This is a genomic window from Paenibacillus xylanexedens, from assembly GCF_017874615.1.
Classification (GTDB): Bacteria; Bacillota; Bacilli; order Paenibacillales; family Paenibacillaceae; genus Paenibacillus; species Paenibacillus xylanexedens.
Window position 1 is genome coordinate 274,028 of sequence record NZ_JAGIKV010000005.1, and the last position, 17,359, is coordinate 291,386.

General features: G+C 45.7%; 14 protein-coding genes. 5 read left to right on the top strand and 9 right to left on the bottom strand.

What is annotated here, in order from left to right; all coding sequences use genetic code 11:
• Positions 1-8 precede the first annotated feature (8 nt).
• The 3 genes from J2Z28_RS08895 to J2Z28_RS08905 all read right to left on the bottom strand — a co-directional run bounded on the left by J2Z28_RS08895 (position 9) and on the right by J2Z28_RS08905 (position 4,391).
• The gene (locus J2Z28_RS08895; RefSeq protein ID WP_244988183.1) at positions 9-740 is read right to left on the bottom strand and encodes a hypothetical protein; all 732 of its coding nucleotides are present in this window, start codon (positions 738-740) and stop codon (positions 9-11) included.
• Positions 741-1,418: 678 nt separating this feature from the next.
• A complete protein-coding gene (locus J2Z28_RS08900; protein ID WP_211081987.1) occupies positions 1,419-1,985 on the bottom strand; it encodes a Uma2 family endonuclease in 567 nt (188 codons plus the stop codon).
• A gap of 84 nt (positions 1,986-2,069) precedes the next feature.
• On the bottom strand, positions 2,070-4,391 hold the full coding sequence (locus J2Z28_RS08905; protein WP_211081988.1) for a beta-L-arabinofuranosidase domain-containing protein: 2,322 nt from the start codon (positions 4,389-4,391) through the stop codon (positions 2,070-2,072).
• A gap of 182 nt (positions 4,392-4,573) precedes the next feature.
• On the opposite strand from J2Z28_RS08905, the gene J2Z28_RS08910 reads away from it, so the two are divergent.
• Together J2Z28_RS08910 and J2Z28_RS08915 are read left to right on the top strand one after the other, a co-directional pair.
• Positions 4,574-5,338 (top strand): helix-turn-helix transcriptional regulator, encoded by a 765-nt coding sequence (locus tag J2Z28_RS08910; protein WP_211081989.1) that lies wholly within the window; start codon positions 4,574-4,576, stop codon positions 5,336-5,338.
• A 128-nt stretch (positions 5,339-5,466) separates the two neighbouring features.
• Positions 5,467-5,979: a GNAT family N-acetyltransferase gene (locus J2Z28_RS08915; RefSeq protein ID WP_211081990.1), complete on the top strand. Its 513-nt coding sequence runs from the start codon at positions 5,467-5,469 to the stop codon at positions 5,977-5,979.
• Between the two features lie 133 nt (positions 5,980-6,112).
• On the opposite strand, the gene J2Z28_RS08920 is transcribed toward J2Z28_RS08915, so the two are convergent.
• Complete coding sequence (locus tag J2Z28_RS08920) at positions 6,113-7,156, bottom strand: 2,3-butanediol dehydrogenase (protein WP_211081991.1); 1,044 nt, start codon at positions 7,154-7,156, stop codon at positions 6,113-6,115.
• Between the two features lie 116 nt (positions 7,157-7,272).
• Here J2Z28_RS08920 and J2Z28_RS08925 point away from each other — a divergent pair, with 116 nt between their 5' ends.
• Positions 7,273-8,184, top strand: a complete 912-nt coding sequence (locus tag J2Z28_RS08925; RefSeq protein ID WP_211081992.1) for a LysR family transcriptional regulator — start codon at positions 7,273-7,275, stop codon at positions 8,182-8,184.
• 114 nt (positions 8,185-8,298) lie between these two features.
• On the opposite strand, the gene J2Z28_RS08930 is transcribed toward J2Z28_RS08925, so the two are convergent.
• The 3 genes from J2Z28_RS08930 to J2Z28_RS08940 all read right to left on the bottom strand — a co-directional run bounded on the left by J2Z28_RS08930 (position 8,299) and on the right by J2Z28_RS08940 (position 12,730).
• Positions 8,299-10,053 (bottom strand): methyl-accepting chemotaxis protein, encoded by a 1,755-nt coding sequence (locus tag J2Z28_RS08930; RefSeq protein ID WP_211081993.1) that lies wholly within the window; start codon positions 10,051-10,053, stop codon positions 8,299-8,301.
• A gap of 297 nt (positions 10,054-10,350) precedes the next feature.
• Entirely contained in the window at positions 10,351-11,703 is a 1,353-nt protein-coding gene (locus J2Z28_RS08935; protein ID WP_211081994.1) for an amino acid permease, read from the bottom strand.
• Positions 11,704-12,274: 571 nt separating this feature from the next.
• Positions 12,275-12,730: a GNAT family N-acetyltransferase gene (locus tag J2Z28_RS08940; protein WP_211081995.1), complete on the bottom strand. Its 456-nt coding sequence runs from the start codon at positions 12,728-12,730 to the stop codon at positions 12,275-12,277.
• Between the two features lie 255 nt (positions 12,731-12,985).
• Between J2Z28_RS08940 and J2Z28_RS08945 the strand changes: the two genes are divergently transcribed.
• Together J2Z28_RS08945 and J2Z28_RS08950 are read left to right on the top strand one after the other, a co-directional pair.
• Positions 12,986-13,561 carry a GNAT family N-acetyltransferase gene (locus J2Z28_RS08945; protein WP_211081996.1) on the top strand — a complete coding sequence of 192 codons (576 nt, stop codon included), beginning with the start codon at positions 12,986-12,988 and terminating at the stop codon, positions 13,559-13,561.
• Positions 13,558-13,905, top strand: a complete 348-nt coding sequence (locus J2Z28_RS08950) for a DUF1801 domain-containing protein (protein ID WP_211081997.1) — start codon at positions 13,558-13,560, stop codon at positions 13,903-13,905. Before J2Z28_RS08945 ends, J2Z28_RS08950 begins: the two co-directional genes overlap by 4 nt.
• A 612-nt stretch (positions 13,906-14,517) precedes the next feature.
• Here J2Z28_RS08950 and J2Z28_RS08955 read toward each other — a convergent pair.
• Positions 14,518-15,822 (bottom strand): DUF1963 domain-containing protein, encoded by a 1,305-nt coding sequence (locus J2Z28_RS08955; protein WP_211081998.1) that lies wholly within the window; start codon positions 15,820-15,822, stop codon positions 14,518-14,520.
• Between the two features lie 106 nt (positions 15,823-15,928).
• Positions 15,929-17,107 carry an alanyl-tRNA editing protein gene (locus tag J2Z28_RS08960; RefSeq protein WP_211081999.1) on the bottom strand — a complete coding sequence of 393 codons (1,179 nt, stop codon included), beginning with the start codon at positions 17,105-17,107 and terminating at the stop codon, positions 15,929-15,931.
• Between the last annotated feature and the right edge of the window lie 252 nt (positions 17,108-17,359).

Genomic DNA, 17,359 nt, shown 5'->3' on the forward strand with positions numbered 1-17,359 from the left:
GCAACCCCTCACTGTCTGTATAATTTGGTGTGCTTGATTAACTGATCAATCTCCTGCATACAAGGCATCTGTTCAATATCTCCGGCTTCAAAGCTGTCGAGGCGTGAAATCTCGAGTAACAACTGATCGAGCTTGAGCAAAATTTCCTCATTGGTGTGTAGTGCATTTTTCACATATGACAGATAATCGTTGTATACCTTGGTTTTTTCCTGAAAAAGCTTCTGGGGAAGTGTTGAGGATTTGGATTTCATCATGTTGGCATAGTCGGCTTCATCGAATACATTCAACCGGTTCAGCACACTGCGGATGTTCAGGTATAACAGCTTCTCTACTTCAAGTGTGACCGATGCGAATTTCTTGTAGCTCAGTTCTCCGGGATCAAATCGCTGATGGAGCACATTCAGAAGTGTTTCTTTCTTTTTTTTCATCCGACTAAGTTGGGACAGCCCCAGCGTAATATCTTCTTCGAGCACTTTGATGCGTCTATAAAAAGATAGTGCCTCCACATAATCTTCATGTGTTTCGATATGCTTCACGGGCAGGACTACCGGTTGTCTGAGCAGCAAGGTGTAACTCCCATACAAGAGCGCCATTGCACTGCCGAACAGAAGGGTAACGGATAGCGCAGTTGTGAATGCACCCTCTTCGAAATTCAGCCCGATAAAGCCGGGTGAGAATGCCAGAACATTTACAGCCACAATACCGAGGATTAATCCCAACAATTTTATGTACTTGATCATGTTCAATCATCCGACCTCCTTTCATGTTATATATTGAAGCTTTATGTCGTTATTTTCTTGTTCAGCTTATTCTTATTGTACATGATGTTAACGCTCTCAGGTGGATATGATTGGATATTTGAATACTCATAATATACGTGGTTTGGGCTTATCCCATTTCATATTTTCAGGGACAACGTGGAACTTGGCAGGAAATTTTGTGGTCAATCCATTAAAAGTGAGTTTTACGAGACAGCAGATTGTGGAGAAGAAATGTTATCAGGTAATACGTGGAAAATAGCTATGCGTGTCATTTTTTATATAAGACTTGTCTGAAAAAGGAGCAAAGCAAAAAGGACGAATCGGAGATCATCCGGTTTCGTCCCTTATGCGTTGGTTTTTCATTTTTGGTATTCTTATTGAAAATTTTGATGCCGTTTTCTACAGCTAACGAACTGAGGTGACGTTATTAGGTACATTCCAGCTCTTCTAAAAATGTAACGAACCTGAGACACGTTATGTTCGTGTATTAGGTGTAAAAACGTTGTTTATCGCCTATTTCGAGTTAAATAGCATCACTGAGATTCGTTACATTTCCCAACTCACCTAAATTCCCAATATAAGGTGTGTACGGTTCGTTAGAATAAAAAAATGTCCGACATATTTCCCCCTCTGTAGCAGACAGATTTACGCTTCGCACTACCTGAACTTGAACAGCGAATCCATCGGGATTACCAGTTCGGGATATATAACCGATTGAATCGTTTCCTGCTCTGTATATAGATGACGGGTCTGGTAACTGCCTTCCTCCAGCGTGTACACATGGACGGTTTGATTGCCGGGGTCAACAATCCAGTATTCGTTCACACCGTATTTCTGATACAAGTTAAATTTTTCGTTAAAATCCTTTAACGCAGTCGAAGGCGATAACACCTCGATAACTAAAGAAGGTGCACCGTGACAGCCATTTTTAGATATCTGGTCTTTGGAGCACACCACCGATAGATCAGGTTGTACAACTTGATCTGGTAGGTCATATTGTTCATTTTCGCTAAAATACACATCAAAAGGGGCAACAAACACGAAACATTTCCGATTCTGAAAAAAAGTCCGCAAAGAGAAGTGCAGCTCACCAACAATAAACTGGTGCGATGAAGTAGGTACTGGCGACATATTAAAAGCTTTGCCGTTAATTAATTCCCATGCCCCCTCCCAAGTTAACCAATCCTGAAAGTTATAAGTACCTTTATTATCGGGTTTTGCCACACTTCCAACCTCCTCTTCCAACTAACCGTAATTTATTTTTATTATAACATTGTGTGTTTGCGCCTTTTCACACCATGCCTCTTATTACGAAAAGATGGAATCCGGTTTGGTTCGCGTGGTGCGCACCTCTACAACTTTCCCGGCACAGCCATTGTCGCCCTTCGCCTGAAACATTACCGTAATGCTGTCTTTACCTGATGTTACGGCCTCAGGAATATCGTAGGTCACATAGAACACGTCGCCAATCTTGTTCATATGAATTCGCTGCTCTCCAATGAGTGTTCCATCCACGGTAATGGTGAATTGTCTGTCATATAACGTACCTTCCCGTCCAAACGTGGAATGATCTCCACCCCAATAGGCCACACATAGATAATTGGTTGCCTCACGATCCACTGCCAGTTGATAACTGAAGTAAGCCCCACTGACGCCATAAGCCTCTCGCCACATATGCAACTTCTTACGGCCATCTGTGGTTGAACCGTTGTGGTGCTCCCCACGGCAGTTGCTATCCAGTTGATGTCCAATCTCATCCTGCTGACCGTCAGCCTGAACCCTGTCGATCGTGATATCGTTCAACTCTTTCTCCAGCGCATCCCCTTCATCGTTAAACGGCCAGTACACGGTATAAAATTCGTGATGCACATCATAGAACGGAATGAGCTTCACGGCTTCGCCTGTGGAAGTAACATCTTTGCTAAGTTCAAATGTTAACGTGTCTGCATCTACAACCTTGATCCACTCTCGTACATCCTCCTGCTCCGTCCAGATCACAGGTACAGGTGCAGTCTTGGGATTCAGCGCTGTTTCGTCCACAATCGTATCCTCGGGAAGGCCCTCGTTTCCTAGTGCACCAGCGAGTACTATCGGGCCGTACAGGAATGCCACCTTGTGGGCATCATCCCGGGAAGTGTACTGTCGGAGTGACATCGGCAGTGTGATTGTGATGACATCACCCGTTGTCCATGTGCGGTCGATGGAAAGATAGCCGGGTTCCATCCGTGTATACGGATGTTCCGTATCCCCATTGACGGTTGCCGTCATTGGCTGTTGCAGCCATGAGGGCACACGTAATCTTAGATGAGCCGAGGCGTTGCCTCCGGTGATCGTCAGGGTTACCTTTTCCGAATAAGGAAAGTCGGTTTCAAGCTTCAGAGATAACCCTTGTGACGCCCAATCCAGTTGGGAAGCGATATACAGGTTGACGTACAGGTCCTGTTCATCCTCAAAATAGATCGCCTCGGCATATTTGCCCGGGTTCTCCATGCCTGATCCTGTACAGCACCACCAAGCGGTATCGTGAGTACCATAGATTTTGTAGTGGCCTTGCAGCGTTGATGCAAAATACGTCTTGTTCCCCGTATCCGGGTCCTGCGTGCCGAGGATGTGATTATAGATGGCGTTTTCATAATAGTCCATGTAGGCGCTATCGTGATTCCAGGCGAAGAGTTGCTTCGTTAGATGTAACATGTTGTGAGTACAACAGCTCTCTCCTGTTTTGATGCCCAGACTCTCCATACCCTTTGCTTCGTAATGCTCCGAAATGCTCGTCGCACCAAATACGTAAGAACGATGATGCACCGTGGTGTTCCAGAAAAACTCTGCAGCTGTCCGATAACTCTCATGGGTATGGTCCTGGTTGTAGATTTCGGCTGCACCGATCACTTTGGGAATCTGCGTATTTGCGTGTTTGCCTTGAAGATCGTCTTGCTTATGCTCCAAGGGTCTCAGGATCAATTGATGGGTGAACTTGTTAGCGATCTCAAGATATAAGGCTTTGCCGGTAATCCCATACAAATGTGCAAATACTTCATTCATGCCCCCGTGTTCACTTTGAAGCATCGTCTGCATCTGTTCTTCTGTCATCGGGAGCAAACCTTCAACCGCCCAGTCTGCAAATCGAGTAACTACATCAAGTGCCTGTCCGTTGCCAGTGAGTTTATGGGCATCAATCAGGCCGCGATAGATTTTGTGCACACTGTACCAGGGAACCCAGTATTCACCGATGTTGAACCCACCGATATTCTCTGCTCGAAAAGCCATGTGGAAAGGTTCTTCGGACAAACCACCGATATACCCGCTCCCCGTGGTCTGCTGGATTCTCGCCAGTTCGGTGACCGCATAATCCAGTCTTTCTTTTAACGTGATATTCCCGGTTGCCTGATACGTCACAGCCAGGGCAGACAGATAATGTCCGAGGGAATGTCCACTGATGGTACGTGCCTCCCAACCCGCGTAGCGCTCTTTTTGGGCAGGCAAACCATGAGCTTTGAAGCACGGAGCCAGGAATCGATCAATATCCAGCGATAACAGGTAACGCTCCCCCACCTCTTGTGATGTTTGGAACACACCATTTAACAGATCTACATGTTCCGGTCCCAGAAATCCTTTTTTCGTATCAATCATTACACTCACTCCTTCTCGGGATGTAATAGATATCCATTCATTCTTGAGGGGTAAAATCCGTTTTATTAGCTACAAGACTAATACTTATCAATCCACTGTAGAGCTTGAATATCCTCATATTATCAAATAAAATACAATTACATCAGACTCATAATTCAAGAAAAGGTGGATAAATCCGTCCTATGCAAAAGCCACTGGAACATTACCTGTGCGGCAAGTTCATATCCGAAGGCAACTGGAGCCACATGAGACGCAGCATGCCTGTTCACGAGATTATTTTGATGCTGGAAGGTGAGATGTACATCGCGGAAGAAGAGGAACAATATGTAGTTCGTGCCAACGATCTGTTGTTTCTGCGCGCCGGTCGCACCCATTACGGCTACCAGATCAGCGACGCCCCCGTAAGCTTCTACTGGGTTCACTATGATGCCATGCAGTCAGAATTCAGTCGCTTTAGGACACATGCCACCATTCAGGTGCCTTCCATGGCCAATCAGTTATTCAAGCAGTTGCTGCATGTGTCATCCTTCTCACCCGAGGAAGCCAACGCTGCTTTGTTATTGTTGTTCAGAGAACTGGAGCGCAATATAGAGACGGATTATCGCCCGCACAATGCAATTGTGGACCATATCTGCAAGTGGGTCGATATTCATCTGCATACAAACATCACGGTGAGTCAGATTGCGGAAAATTTTAATTTTAATAAAGACTATATCTCCAAAATGGTGAAACGCGAGAAAGGTACCGGTCTCAAAACCTATATCCTCACAGAACGTATTCGCCGGGCAAAACAGTTGCTGCTCAACACCAATGCCAGTGTAAAAGAAATTGCCGGACAATGCGGCTTCTCCGACTACAAGCTGTTCCTGCGCATGTTTAAGCAATACGAGGGCAATACGCCAACCGAATATCGCAATCATCTGTATTCCACACAGCTCAATCGCTGATGCGCTACGATCTATAGAAATGACTGAGTTACCTATAGAAAATTTGAATAAATCGGATTGAATCCGTTATGGTAAAATGCAGAAAACTATATTCCATACTTAACCCATAAGAGAAGGGGAATTATAAAATGACAACGGCTGCCGTTACGATTCATCCTGCCACAGAAGCAGACCATCCAGAGATTGTAGATATCCTTGTTGCAAGTTATGCCGAGTATCGGGAGACTTTTGAGCAAAATGAACGATGGGAGGCCTACCTAAAAGATATTCGAGAGTCTGTGGTTAATCCGTACCTGACACAATTATGGATCGCAAAGATTGATGATCAGATTGTCGGTACAGTCCAATTATTCGAAACAGCACGCAAGGCTTATCCAAACTTTGAATTGCCAATCGATTATCCGTTTATTCGGCTGCTGGGTGTTGATCCAAAATGGAGAGGTCACGGGATTGCCAGAGTATTGCTCCAGCAATGCGTAGACTCTGCCAAAGACATGGGCAAAAATACGGTGTATTTATATACAGGCGGTCAGATGGTCAATGCCATCCGTTTGTATGAACGTTTTGGATTTACAGAGGATAAGGAGTTCAGCTCCGAGAGTGGCGGGGGCAAGGCAATATGCTACCGTTATGATTCCTAGTGTTGGCTAACACCAACACGGGATTAGGGAACAGAGAATGAAATGTAAAAAAGACCGATCATCTTCATGACGGTCTTTTCTACGTTTATAAATGATCAATCAACATTTGAAATGTTACATCGCTATTGATTTTTTAGCCGCCAATCTCTACCAAAATCTTCGCATGGCTCTTGTCGCTCATTAACAGCTCAAGCCCTTCCTGAACGATGTCGTCAAGTTTGATTTTCTTGGTGATGACCTGTTTCACATCGAGCGACCCTTCAGCAATCAATGAAATCACTTCAGGGAAAATGTGGCGATATGCCAGCGTTGCCGTTAGATTCGCTTCTTTGACCAGAAGATCAAAGAAGTTCACTTGAAGCGGATTTGGAATCGCTGCGATGACAACAACTTCTCCACCTTTTTTGACAACCGCAATGGCGCTATCCATCGTTGGTTGCACACCTGCTGCTTCATAAGCCACATCAATGCCACCCGATTGTTGCAAGATCACCTCTGTTGCACTGACTTTGGCACTGTTCACCGGAATCGCTCCCAACTTGGCTGCCAGGTCCAGACGTTCCTCAAATACATCAACTGCATAGATTTCAGAGGCTCCTGCAGCTTTGGCAGACAGTATGGTCAGTAGTCCAATTGGACCAGCTCCGTATACGGCTACTTTGTTCCCCACTTTCAGCTTGCTGTGACGAACCGCGTGAAAGGCTACGGCTGTAGGCTCTACAAGCGCACCTTCTTCGAAAGATACGTTATCCGGTATGGGATGAACCATATATGCTTCAACAACAACATACTCCGCAAAACCACCATCACCATTCAGTCCAACGAATCCAAATTGAGTACACTGGTTGTAACGTCCCTGGATACAGTACTCACATTTTCCGCAATGGTACAACGGCTCTACCACAACTCGATCCCCTACACTGATACCGCTTACATTACTCACCAATTCACTTACGGTTCCTGCAAATTCATGACCCAGTGTCAATGGTGCTTTCTGTCCTGAGAGCGGATGATTCTCGCCTTCTTGAATACCCACACCATGATGATAGGCATGCAAGTCACTGCCGCAGATCCCCGCATATTCAACTTTGATTTTGACCTGACCCGCTTGAGCAACCGGAACCTCCCGCTCTTCCACACGCACGTCTTTATGGGCATACCATACTGCTGCTTTCATGAAGTTCATCCCCTTTGTATGATTGTCTATATATTATATCGCTGTTCATGTATTATTCATATTTATAGATACTAATGTTAACATTAGTTGTATTAATGCTAAACGGAGATGAAATTATGAATCTGGAACAGCTCGAATATGTCGTTGAAATTGCGAAAACGAAATCATTCTCCGCCGCCTCGGAACATCTACATGTCACACAATCGGCGATCAGCCAATCGGTTCATCGTCTGGAGAAAGAATTGGGTATCATCCTATTCGAACGCTCGCGGCAGGGAACTCATCCCACTCCCGAAGGCAAACAATTCATTGCCAAGGCACTGGATATTTTACAGCGGATTGATGAATTGAAATCCCTGAACGCCGAAGCCTCCTCTCTTAGCGGAGAGCTTCATGTGGCTACTTTTCCAAGTGTTATGCCCTATCTTGTCCAGTCTGCTGCGGATATGAAGCGTGAGCACCCGCAACTTAATATCTCCATTGAAGAGAAAGGGTCCATGGAAATTATCGAAGATATTCGCAATAACAAAACCCATCTGGGCTTTATCGCGATCTATGCGAAACAATTGCGGGAATTCGATGGACTTCACTTCAGTCCCATGTATTCGGGCAAGCTGGTAGTTGGTACTCATCACCTGTCTGAACTTGCCAAGCACAGCCGTGTTACACCGGATCAATTAAAAGAACACAAGCTGGCACTGTATCGAGATGGTTTCATCGAAGATTTCATCAAGGAATTCACCTATGATCATGGACCTCTGTCCATTCTGTTTAAAACAAATAATTCAGAAGCCATCAACATGGTGTTAAGAAACGATATTGCCGCCACGATTGGTCACGACTTTTCCTTTCACCAAAATCCCTTATGGAAAGAAGGTCTGGTGAAGATGGTAGAGATCGCTGGAATCGATCAACCGAAAATGCAGATTGGCTTCGTACAGACGGAGTCCAAGGAGTCCGCCGTAGCTGCAGAGCGATTCGCCCAACGCTTCAGACAGGCGATAGAGCTGGATCATTTAAAAATTTAAATCTAAAAAAGTGCTCCACCCTTTGAAGGAAGTTTGAGATGAACACCAACTTCTCCAAGAGCGGAACACTTTTCTAACTGCCTCTTGCGTTACTATTACTACACCTAACTCAAATTACACTTTCACTTTTCGTACGGCTTCACTCATCTCGTTCGTCTGCTGCTCCAGCATGGTGGAGGTCTGCGCCACCCTGTTGAACATGGCCGACTGTTCACGCATCAAGCGATAGATTTCATCCGAATGATCCGACACCCCGGCTGATATCTGCGAGATCGTATTGACGGAGGCTGCGGCCTCTTCCGATCCTGCCGAGATTTCCTCTGCCGCAGCGGAGACTTCCTGAATGCGACTGGTTACCAGTTGGAACGCGTCAACTACATGAGCGAAAGCTTGCTCCGCTTCTGCGGTAATTGTAACCCCTTGTCCAATCTCGGTTGCAGTAACCCCCATCTGTGAGCCAATCTGCTGTGATTCTTGTTGAATACGAAGCAGCAAGTCGGAGATCCGTTCCATGGATGTGCTTGAGGCCTCAGCAAGCTTCCGAACTTCATCCGCCACAACCGCAAAACCTTTGCCGTGTTCTCCTGCATGTGCTGCCTCTATGGATGCATTAAGCGCAAGTAGCTTCGTCTGACTCGCAAAGTCACGAACCGTGTGCAGGGCACCACCAATTTCCTGGGAGTAGTTGTTCAACACCTGAACCATCGCTACAACTTCACTTGAGACATTTGAGATACTCTCCATCTGTGTTTTCATTAGTGTCATGCTCTGTTTACCGGACTCCGCCGTAGAAAGCGCACTTGTTGCTGCATCCGATACAATCATCGAGGATTCGGAAATATCCGTTATGCCTTTTGCAATCTCTTCCATCGCATTCGCACTATCGCTTGCACCCTGCTTCTGCGTATGTGCACCCTGCCTAATCTGTTCGACAGATTGATCAACCGTCTTGCCCATCTCAAGCATCTCTTCGGTACTGCGATTAAATTCCTTCGTTGATTCCGATAAAATATCTGTGGTTACTGCTACGCCTTCAACCATGTTACTCACAATCTTATTCAAGTTCCCGGACATATGTATCATCGCTTGATATGTTGTTCCAATCTCATCTTGGCTGCGCAAACGATACGACGTCAAAATTTGATTCGCTTCTGCAAGCTCACCCTGTGCCATTTTTTCCACACTCGCCTTCAGCGGTTGAAGTGGTCGCAGTCCTCTTACGATAAACCACGTGACAACAGCAATGCCTATAAGTGTAATTAAAAGTAACAAAGCATAGAAGGGAATACTCGATTTCATTATATCTGACTCAATGCTTCCGATGACCGATACCGCCGTATCGATACCAATTACACCTGTTACAGCACCGTTACTATCCAGCATGGGAGCGTAAGAGGAAATATAGTCGCCGTACTCCTCATTGTTAATAATCGAAGAACTGGCTGTTTGCCCCTGTAACAGCTTCTGCACAGCCTCCTGAGGGACATCCGTAACTTCATTAATCGGTGAGGCTTTATCTGCATCCTTCATACCGTCCACCATAATAAGTGGCGTACCTTTGTCATCTATTTTGACGAAATACACATACATTGCACCAATGCTTACGCGAAAGTCATCCAGTTCATCACGAATCTTCAAGAATTCGTCATTCTCCTTGGGGTCCTTGGCAAACTCGGCATAAGATGCTGTATCCAGCTGATTCACATAACTCTGAGCAATCTGGATGTTGTAACTCGAAATGGCCTCCTGCGCAGCTAGTTTCATATTGGCCACCTGTAACAGCATGCTTCCAACGGCTATAATCGTAATGACCAGTGTGACTACTGCAACAATGCGCACAACCAAACGTTTTCTAAAAAAACCAATCATCCGCTCCTCTTCCTCTCCCGTGAACCCAAGCCTTTTTGACTAGGCGCTACCCAAAAAACGCATGCTTGAAGCACTATGTATGGGAAAATAGTAAACGAATATGTCGAATTAGGCAAGAAAATATTGGGTTAACATAAAAACGCTATCATGGCCGTGGTAGCTTTGTTCATTAGAACTGCATTTAGGCTTAATTTCAGAGGATTTGTTTAGGTTCTTTGCAGTGAAAAATGATAAAAAAAAACATCCCGACGCAAGCGCCGAGATGTTGAGGTGTTCTACATTTGAATGTCACATATACTAAACTGTTCGTCCATTCGTCCTCCTGAATCGAATCAGGGACCAGATCATCAGCAATGCGAGCACGGCAAGACAGATGCTAATGCTGAACCGATTACCTTCATCAAACACAAACATCACCGCAATTACACTAAGACATAGTACAACAACTCCGGTTATATAAGGGAATCCCCAAACTTTGAAGGTCGGTTGAACCGGATATCTCTTCCGCAGTTTCAACTGTGATGAGGCAATACATATCCACACAAGGATTACGACAAACCCCGGAACTGCGAGCAATATGCGGAACAGTTGATCCTGCGCGAACAGGCCAAGCAAAGAACCTCCGAGCAAAACTACTGAGCACACCAGAAGTGTGTTAACAGGGCTACCGTTGCGATTCGTCTGTGATAATGCCTTCGGAGCTTCCCCGCCCACTGCCATGGAGTGCATCATCCGGGATGCACCATAGATCCCAGAATTCGCAGCAGACAGAACTGCCGTCACTAAAATAAAGTTCATTATGTGTGCTGCTCCCGGCAGTCCAGTGGAGGCAAGCACCTGTACAAACGGACTGCTCTCCGGCCCAATTTCATTCCAGGGGATGAGACCACAGATGATGAGAATCGGCAAGGTGAAGAACAGAATAATTCTGAGCATGAAATTGCCCACGATTTTGGGCATAACTTTTTCTGCATTTTCCGTCTCGGTCAGGGTCAGACCAATCAGCTCCGATCCCCCATAAGAGAACATGACCACAAGCAGTGCCGAGAAGATCGATGACCATCCGTTCGGGAAGAAGCCGCCTGCTTGCGTATAATTTTGCAGATAAGGGGTGTTGTCACTTGGGATAATGCCAAAGATCAATCCTGCACCCAGGAAGATAAAAATAATGATCATGGCAATTTTGATCCCGGCCAGCCAAAACTCAAATTCCCCGAACACACCTACACTTAACAGATTAACCAGTATAATGAACGCCGCACAAGCCAGACTCAGCATCCACAGCGGTACTTCACTGAACCAATACTGCAAAAAGCTCCCGGCGGCAATCACCTCAATGACACACACCGATAACCATAGAAAGCAGTACATCCATCCCATAACAAAAGATACTCTGCTACCAAATGCCTCCTGCACGAAGTCTTTCATATTTTTGTTCTTGTACACCGTAGCCATCTCCGCCATCGCGGCCATAACAACCAGCAGCAATAATCCGGCAAAAATGTACGTGACAATCACGCCCGGACCCGCGAGCCCAATCGTCTCTGCACTGCCTTTGAAAATTCCCGTTCCAATGACACCACCCATAGCCATAAAACTGATGTGTCTTGGTTTAAGCTTCTTCTGTAGTGTTCCTTCTGTCTGAGCCAATTCAAGTCCTCCTGATGTAAAAAACGTCTGTAATGCTGTCTTGTTTCATAGACATAATGTCCAGTATACCCTATTGTCCATCAATCAGCCCAGAAGTTCCTGATGGCCAATTCATCCCAAACATATATGGACATAACCTATGTTTTATACCCCACAATGGCACGAAGCAATCTGTGTGCAATCCAGGTTAGCAAAATGTACCCTGCCCCATAGATGAACCAAGCGCCTATGTTACTCCCCCATGTTGAAAGATCACTCGCAATATACAACAAAGGCAGCATAAAAGAAATAATCAGCGCTCCCCAAAGTCTAAACCCTTTGGCAAAATAACTGCATATTCCAAGCACGCTGCAATGATGGGACATAACACCAAGACAGCAAACAGCGGATTCATATCATCGAACCACCAATATATCATGCACGACTCCCTCCACCCTTTTCATAGCATGGTCCATGTTGCGTCATTGAGTTTATTGTACTCTTTTTCCAAATTTCAATATGTATGATATGTTGCAAAATGAAAAACCAGTGTCCTGTAAAAACAGAATACTGGTTTGTCATGTGAATCCATTTAGATTTTTTTCGTCATAAACGTGCTGTTCGGGTCCAATATATAATCTGCGAATGGTTCGCAATATTCAAATCCGAAGTCTTCATACAGCTTCCGTGCCGGGATAAATGAATCCATTGAACCCGTCTCCAGACTGATTCGCTTATAACCACGTTCTACTGCAACGTCCATAATATGAGCCAACATTTTTCTCGCTACGCCTTTTCTCAGATGAGCCGAAGCGGTACGCATCGATTTCAACTCTGCATGCTCCGGATTCAGTTCTTTCATTGCCCCACAGCCCATCAGGTCTCCCGCTTCCCATGCGCACCAGAATGTAATTTCAGGCTTCTTCAGCCCATCCAGATTTAACGCATGAATACTCTCTGGAGGGGAATCCCCTGCCATCCCTTGCAAGTGCTCTGCAATTAAATCCTTAACTTGTATTCCACTCAAATCATCCACTTTGATCTCCATAACGTACCACTCCTGCCATCATTTTTAGTGTACTTGTCACTGAATATATATCAATCATTTCATCTTACTACCGTGTTAGGTTTTATGACAAGAGGTTACTTATATCCACAGAAATACGCTATTGTGATTCACCTATAATTTCCAGTATGATGAGGCTATCAGATGCCAAAGGGGCGAGGTCTATTGCGAAATATACATAGAGTTAAACGTGAAACTAAGGTGAAGCAAGCTTAACCTATTTTAAAGGAGACCCCTATGACACTAACTACGGACAACCTGTTTTATAGCAAACGATTAAAGATGACGCCCCCACGTCCTGAAGACGTGCAGACCATGCTGCAATGGAACGAAGACCCGGAGTACCTTCGGAATGTGGATACTGATCTGGCTATTCCCTATTCAGAGAAACAGTTGGAGGATGAGGGTGAAACGAAGAACAAGGAAGTGTACTTCAGACTGCGCACGCATGAAGAGGATACGCTGATTGGTTTTGTCGTCATTCATAGCATTGAATGGAACAACCGCTGCGGACAGCTTGCCATTGGCATCGGACTTGCCAAATACCGCAACAAGGGATATGGCACGGAAGCGTTGAATCTTATTTTACGATATGCGTTCCATGAGATGAATCTGGACCGGGTTGGTCTCGATGTCATCGCCTACAACGCCAAAGCAATCCGTTCCTATGAGAAGGTTGGTTTTCAGTTGGAAGGTCGGGCACGTTCCGCTGTATATCGTGATGGTAAGCGTTATGACCGTTTGATGATGGGAATCCTAAGACCAGAATGGGAAACACATAATCAGATCCAGACGGAGGGTGAACAAGTATGACCAAAAATGTAGAAGTCACTGAGTTTATTGAACAGATTCAGATCCCCTGGCAAGTAGAAGTCGCTGGACAACTGCGTCAGTTGGTGCATGATACCATCCCTGACGTGCAGGAACGCGTGCAGTACAAGAAACCTCATTTTTTGAAAAACGGAAAGTATGCTGCGGTCATCTCGCCATCCAAACAAGCCATGTCTTTCACCATCTTCAATGCAACCGGACTCGATCTACCCGATGGGATATTTGAAGGCCCAGAAGAGCGTAAAACGATCAAACTCAAGGAAAAAGATACGCCGGATTATGAATGGCTAGCTGGTTTGTTGAAGCAGGCATCTGCGGAATTGTAGATGGATGTATTGAAGAGGCACATACGCCGAAGTAGTAATTTAGGTGGTAATGTGTGGAACGTATGGTGTCGGCCGTAATGTGCGGGTAGTGTGTATGGGTTGAGTTTAGGTTTGGATTTGGATTTGGGTTTGGGCCAAGCGCTAATGAATCGGACACACCTTATGTCGCAGTTAAACTGGCATATGAAATTCTAACGAACCTCAGCAGTCTTATTACCGACCAAACCTCTGATTTTCTTCGAAAAACCCTGCCAATGGGAGAAATAAAGTGGCTACGATTCGTTAGAATCCTATACTGCTGCAAATTCGCCTAATAAGATGTGCTAGGTTCGTTAGATTGTGTGAGTACGACAAGCTGCTTCTGCATGTCGAAAAACACAACCCATTCTCACTGGTGGCTAAATAAATAACATAATCGGCTAACTGTAACAGAAGCTCCCATGCATCCTGCGTAGGGCAAAGGGCCATCCCATGAAGTTCCAAGAACTTCGGGATGCCCCTCCCTTGGTTATAGTCTGTCTACTACTGTCATTCCAACCTTAACAGCGGTGTAATATTATAATAAGATGACTGCTTATAATTGCTTATAATGTTTTATACTAGGTCCCACCATCAAGATTGCTGAAACGATACGGCGGTCATCTGGCACGGCTCACATATGAACATGTAATACATACCCTCACCATATTCCTCAACCTCGCCCCAGTCCAGTTGTGCGACAGCCTTCATTCTCGTGGAACAGCGTGGACATGTTGGGTACTCCGCATCCTGAACCCATCCCGGATGGCCGCCGACCTGAGATAACGATGGCTCCATCGCCCACTCACTGGCATGGAATACATGACGCGATGCATTCGCAATCCGAAACTGCCAGCCCGCATCCGGTGCAAGTTTACCATAGTCGTCCGGATCAATCTCATCCGCTCCCGCAGGCATGACATTATGTGAACTCCATAACAGTTCCCCTGCTGCGTCCATCTCCATGTAAACCACACCGTAACTGCTGCATATCACGCAAGTCTGTATCTGAAGTTGCTGGGCATGCCAAGAAACGTCCTTCAGAGCGGGATGCTTCACATCCAGATTAATTAAGGTCGTTAACGTACCACCACACCATGGACAGCAATTGGCGCTAGGGTTCAGCATCGAGAGTGAATCTCCGGTTAACTCCACGTTAGGTCCTTCATTCTCTTTTACTTTATAGAGTGAATAACTTGGGGTGATGAATAATTCCCTGCGCTGCCCGTCTTTTGTAAGCTCCCAACCAGCTTCAGTGGTGTAACGCTCAGGTGCCACGTACAATTCGCTCGCCCAAGATGGCGGAGATTGTCTCCACTGCCGGAACTGCTGCACAACAACATCATCTCCGATATGGGCCAGCATGAGCAATATGTGGTTCCGATTCTCATCATCGGTGTTCACCTGCTGCAAGAGACGATCACGAACCTCACCCGAGGCACTTTTATACAAAATGGCAGGATAATAGATCCCCTGTTCCAGCAGCTCAGGAATTTCGGCAGTCAACGATATATCATGGTAGCAGACCAGATATACCAGAATGTCTTTGCCCGTATCTTCATCACCTCTACGAATCTGTTGCATCGCGTAATCCTTCATCTGATCTTGTTGCTCTACAGACAAAGATAGATATACCTGTTCCTCGGATTGTTCATAGGGTGTATAACGAATTAGTGGATCGCGAACCTGAGGTTTGTGCATGATTTTCAAAATTTCGACCGGGTCTGTCATACCTGCATACAAGTTCACGTCACGTCGATTCGCTTCAATGTATCTCTGGCGCTCCTCGCGCTCCATCTCCTGCTTGCAAGGCATGCAATACCCACCTGTTCTGGCAGCCGTTGCTGGTAAAATGGTACTTGCACACCCTTCCCGTATACACGGAATTCGTTCTGTCATATTCCAACCTCCTTCAACTATTGGCAATGGAAAACACGTCACAATGTGACGTGCTTGTCCCTTACTCCATATTTAAATGCTGTCGGTCTTATATCGTAAGACGCAATCAGTGATGTCCCAACTGGTCCTTGGTGAATTCATAAAAGGCGAGCGCATCTTCGCTGCTGGCAAAGCCTGCCTGAGCCATTTTTTCACTGCCTCCACCTTTGCCTTGATATGCTCCAAGATTTCCTTTGAAGAACGGCCCACAAGCCCATTCGGGCGGCTGTCCGTTCTGTGCCAGAACGACTTTGGCCTCTGAGATACTCGCGAACAGTACAAGCCCCTCATGGTCTGCCGTTAGCTTGGTAGCCAGGCTCTGCATATCCTTGAGCGATTTGTCTTCAAAGACCTGAGCAATCACCAGCCCTTGCCGAGCAGCCAGAAGTTCCTCTGCATAGTAAGTATCATTCGTTGTTTTCACTGCATTCAGCTCGGTTTGCAGCTGCTTTTGCTCCAGTTCCATTTTCTCAATACGCTCCAATAATTCGTCCTTACTGGTCTTTAATTTAACCATGATGCTATTGAGCACGTTTTGTGTGGATGTGAATTCATTCAGGGCCCTTGTTCCACATTTGAAATAAATGCGGGTACCGCCCTTCACTTTTTCAGTTTTCAACAGTTTGATGATCCCAATCTCACCCGTCGCCGACACATGAGTTCCTCCGCAGGCGTTATACTCCACACCCTCGATCTCGACGATGCGAATGTCTTCCGTTACCGTCGGCTGCTTCACCAGTGGCAATTGTGCCGCCTCTTCTGTTGTAACCCAAGAAGTATTGATGCGAGCGTTACGATAGATCTGGCGATTCACTTCTTGTTCAATAGCAGTCAATTGATTCGATCCCAGTTCAGCCGCAGCCACATCAATCGTGTCATACTCCGTTCCGAGATGGAAGCTGAGTGTCATCGCTTCAGCCAGTTTCAACGTCATTGCCGATAACAAATGCTGACCCGTATGCTGCTGCATATGATCGAATCTGCGCTCCCAGTCAATCTCACAATGTACATCGTTCTGCTCAGGGGCGCGTTCCAGCTTATGCCACACCTCTCCGTCTTCGATGTTCACATCCAGAACTGCGATGCCGCCAATTTGTCCCAGATCACAAGGTTGTCCGCCCCCATGCGGGTAAAAAGCAGTCTCCGCCAGCGTGACATATACACCGTCTTCCTTGTCCACTTTACCTGTAATTGTTGTATGCCACTCTCTTGTATAAGCAGAGTCATAATAGATTTTTTGTGTCATTGAATTATCCCGATCCCTTCTCGTTCAAATGGGTTTTCATAATCTCCAGATTACACTATCTGGAACCTTCAAGCCAATTTATGGCATACAAAATCGCTTTCCATATCAGCCTCAAGAATCAATCTGCTCTCTTCGGTGGAAAAGCGATTCTCTACTTATCTTCTTTATCGAGGCATACGATACGATTGATACTCGTAACTTTAATATTTGCTATTCTTTGTTGTTTTCATAGACTATAATGATAAAAATAAT

What these genes read in the sequence shown, in the direction of transcription:
- J2Z28_RS08925 (WP_211081992.1), top strand. Translation starts at nt 7,273, where the DNA reads ATGAATCTGGAACAGCTCGAATATGTCGTTGAAATTGCGAAAACGAAA.
- J2Z28_RS08960 (WP_211081999.1), bottom strand. Translation starts at nt 17,107, where the DNA reads ATGACACAAAAAATCTATTATGACTCTGCTTATACAAGAGAGTGGCAT.
- J2Z28_RS08915 (WP_211081990.1), top strand. Translation starts at nt 5,467, where the DNA reads ATGACAACGGCTGCCGTTACGATTCATCCTGCCACAGAAGCAGACCAT.
- J2Z28_RS08910 (WP_211081989.1), top strand. Translation starts at nt 4,574, where the DNA reads ATGCAAAAGCCACTGGAACATTACCTGTGCGGCAAGTTCATATCCGAA.
- J2Z28_RS08940 (WP_211081995.1), bottom strand. Translation starts at nt 12,730, where the DNA reads ATGGAGATCAAAGTGGATGATTTGAGTGGAATACAAGTTAAGGATTTA.
- J2Z28_RS08905 (WP_211081988.1), bottom strand. Translation starts at nt 4,391, where the DNA reads ATGATTGATACGAAAAAAGGATTTCTGGGACCGGAACATGTAGATCTG.
- J2Z28_RS08920 (WP_211081991.1), bottom strand. Translation starts at nt 7,156, where the DNA reads ATGAAAGCAGCAGTATGGTATGCCCATAAAGACGTGCGTGTGGAAGAG.
- J2Z28_RS08950 (WP_211081997.1), top strand. Translation starts at nt 13,558, where the DNA reads ATGACCAAAAATGTAGAAGTCACTGAGTTTATTGAACAGATTCAGATC.
- J2Z28_RS08895 (WP_244988183.1), bottom strand. Translation starts at nt 740, where the DNA reads ATGATCAAGTACATAAAATTGTTGGGATTAATCCTCGGTATTGTGGCT.
- J2Z28_RS08930 (WP_211081993.1), bottom strand. Translation starts at nt 10,053, where the DNA reads ATGATTGGTTTTTTTAGAAAACGTTTGGTTGTGCGCATTGTTGCAGTA.
- J2Z28_RS08955 (WP_211081998.1), bottom strand. Translation starts at nt 15,822, where the DNA reads ATGACAGAACGAATTCCGTGTATACGGGAAGGGTGTGCAAGTACCATT.
- J2Z28_RS08945 (WP_211081996.1), top strand. Translation starts at nt 12,986, where the DNA reads ATGACACTAACTACGGACAACCTGTTTTATAGCAAACGATTAAAGATG.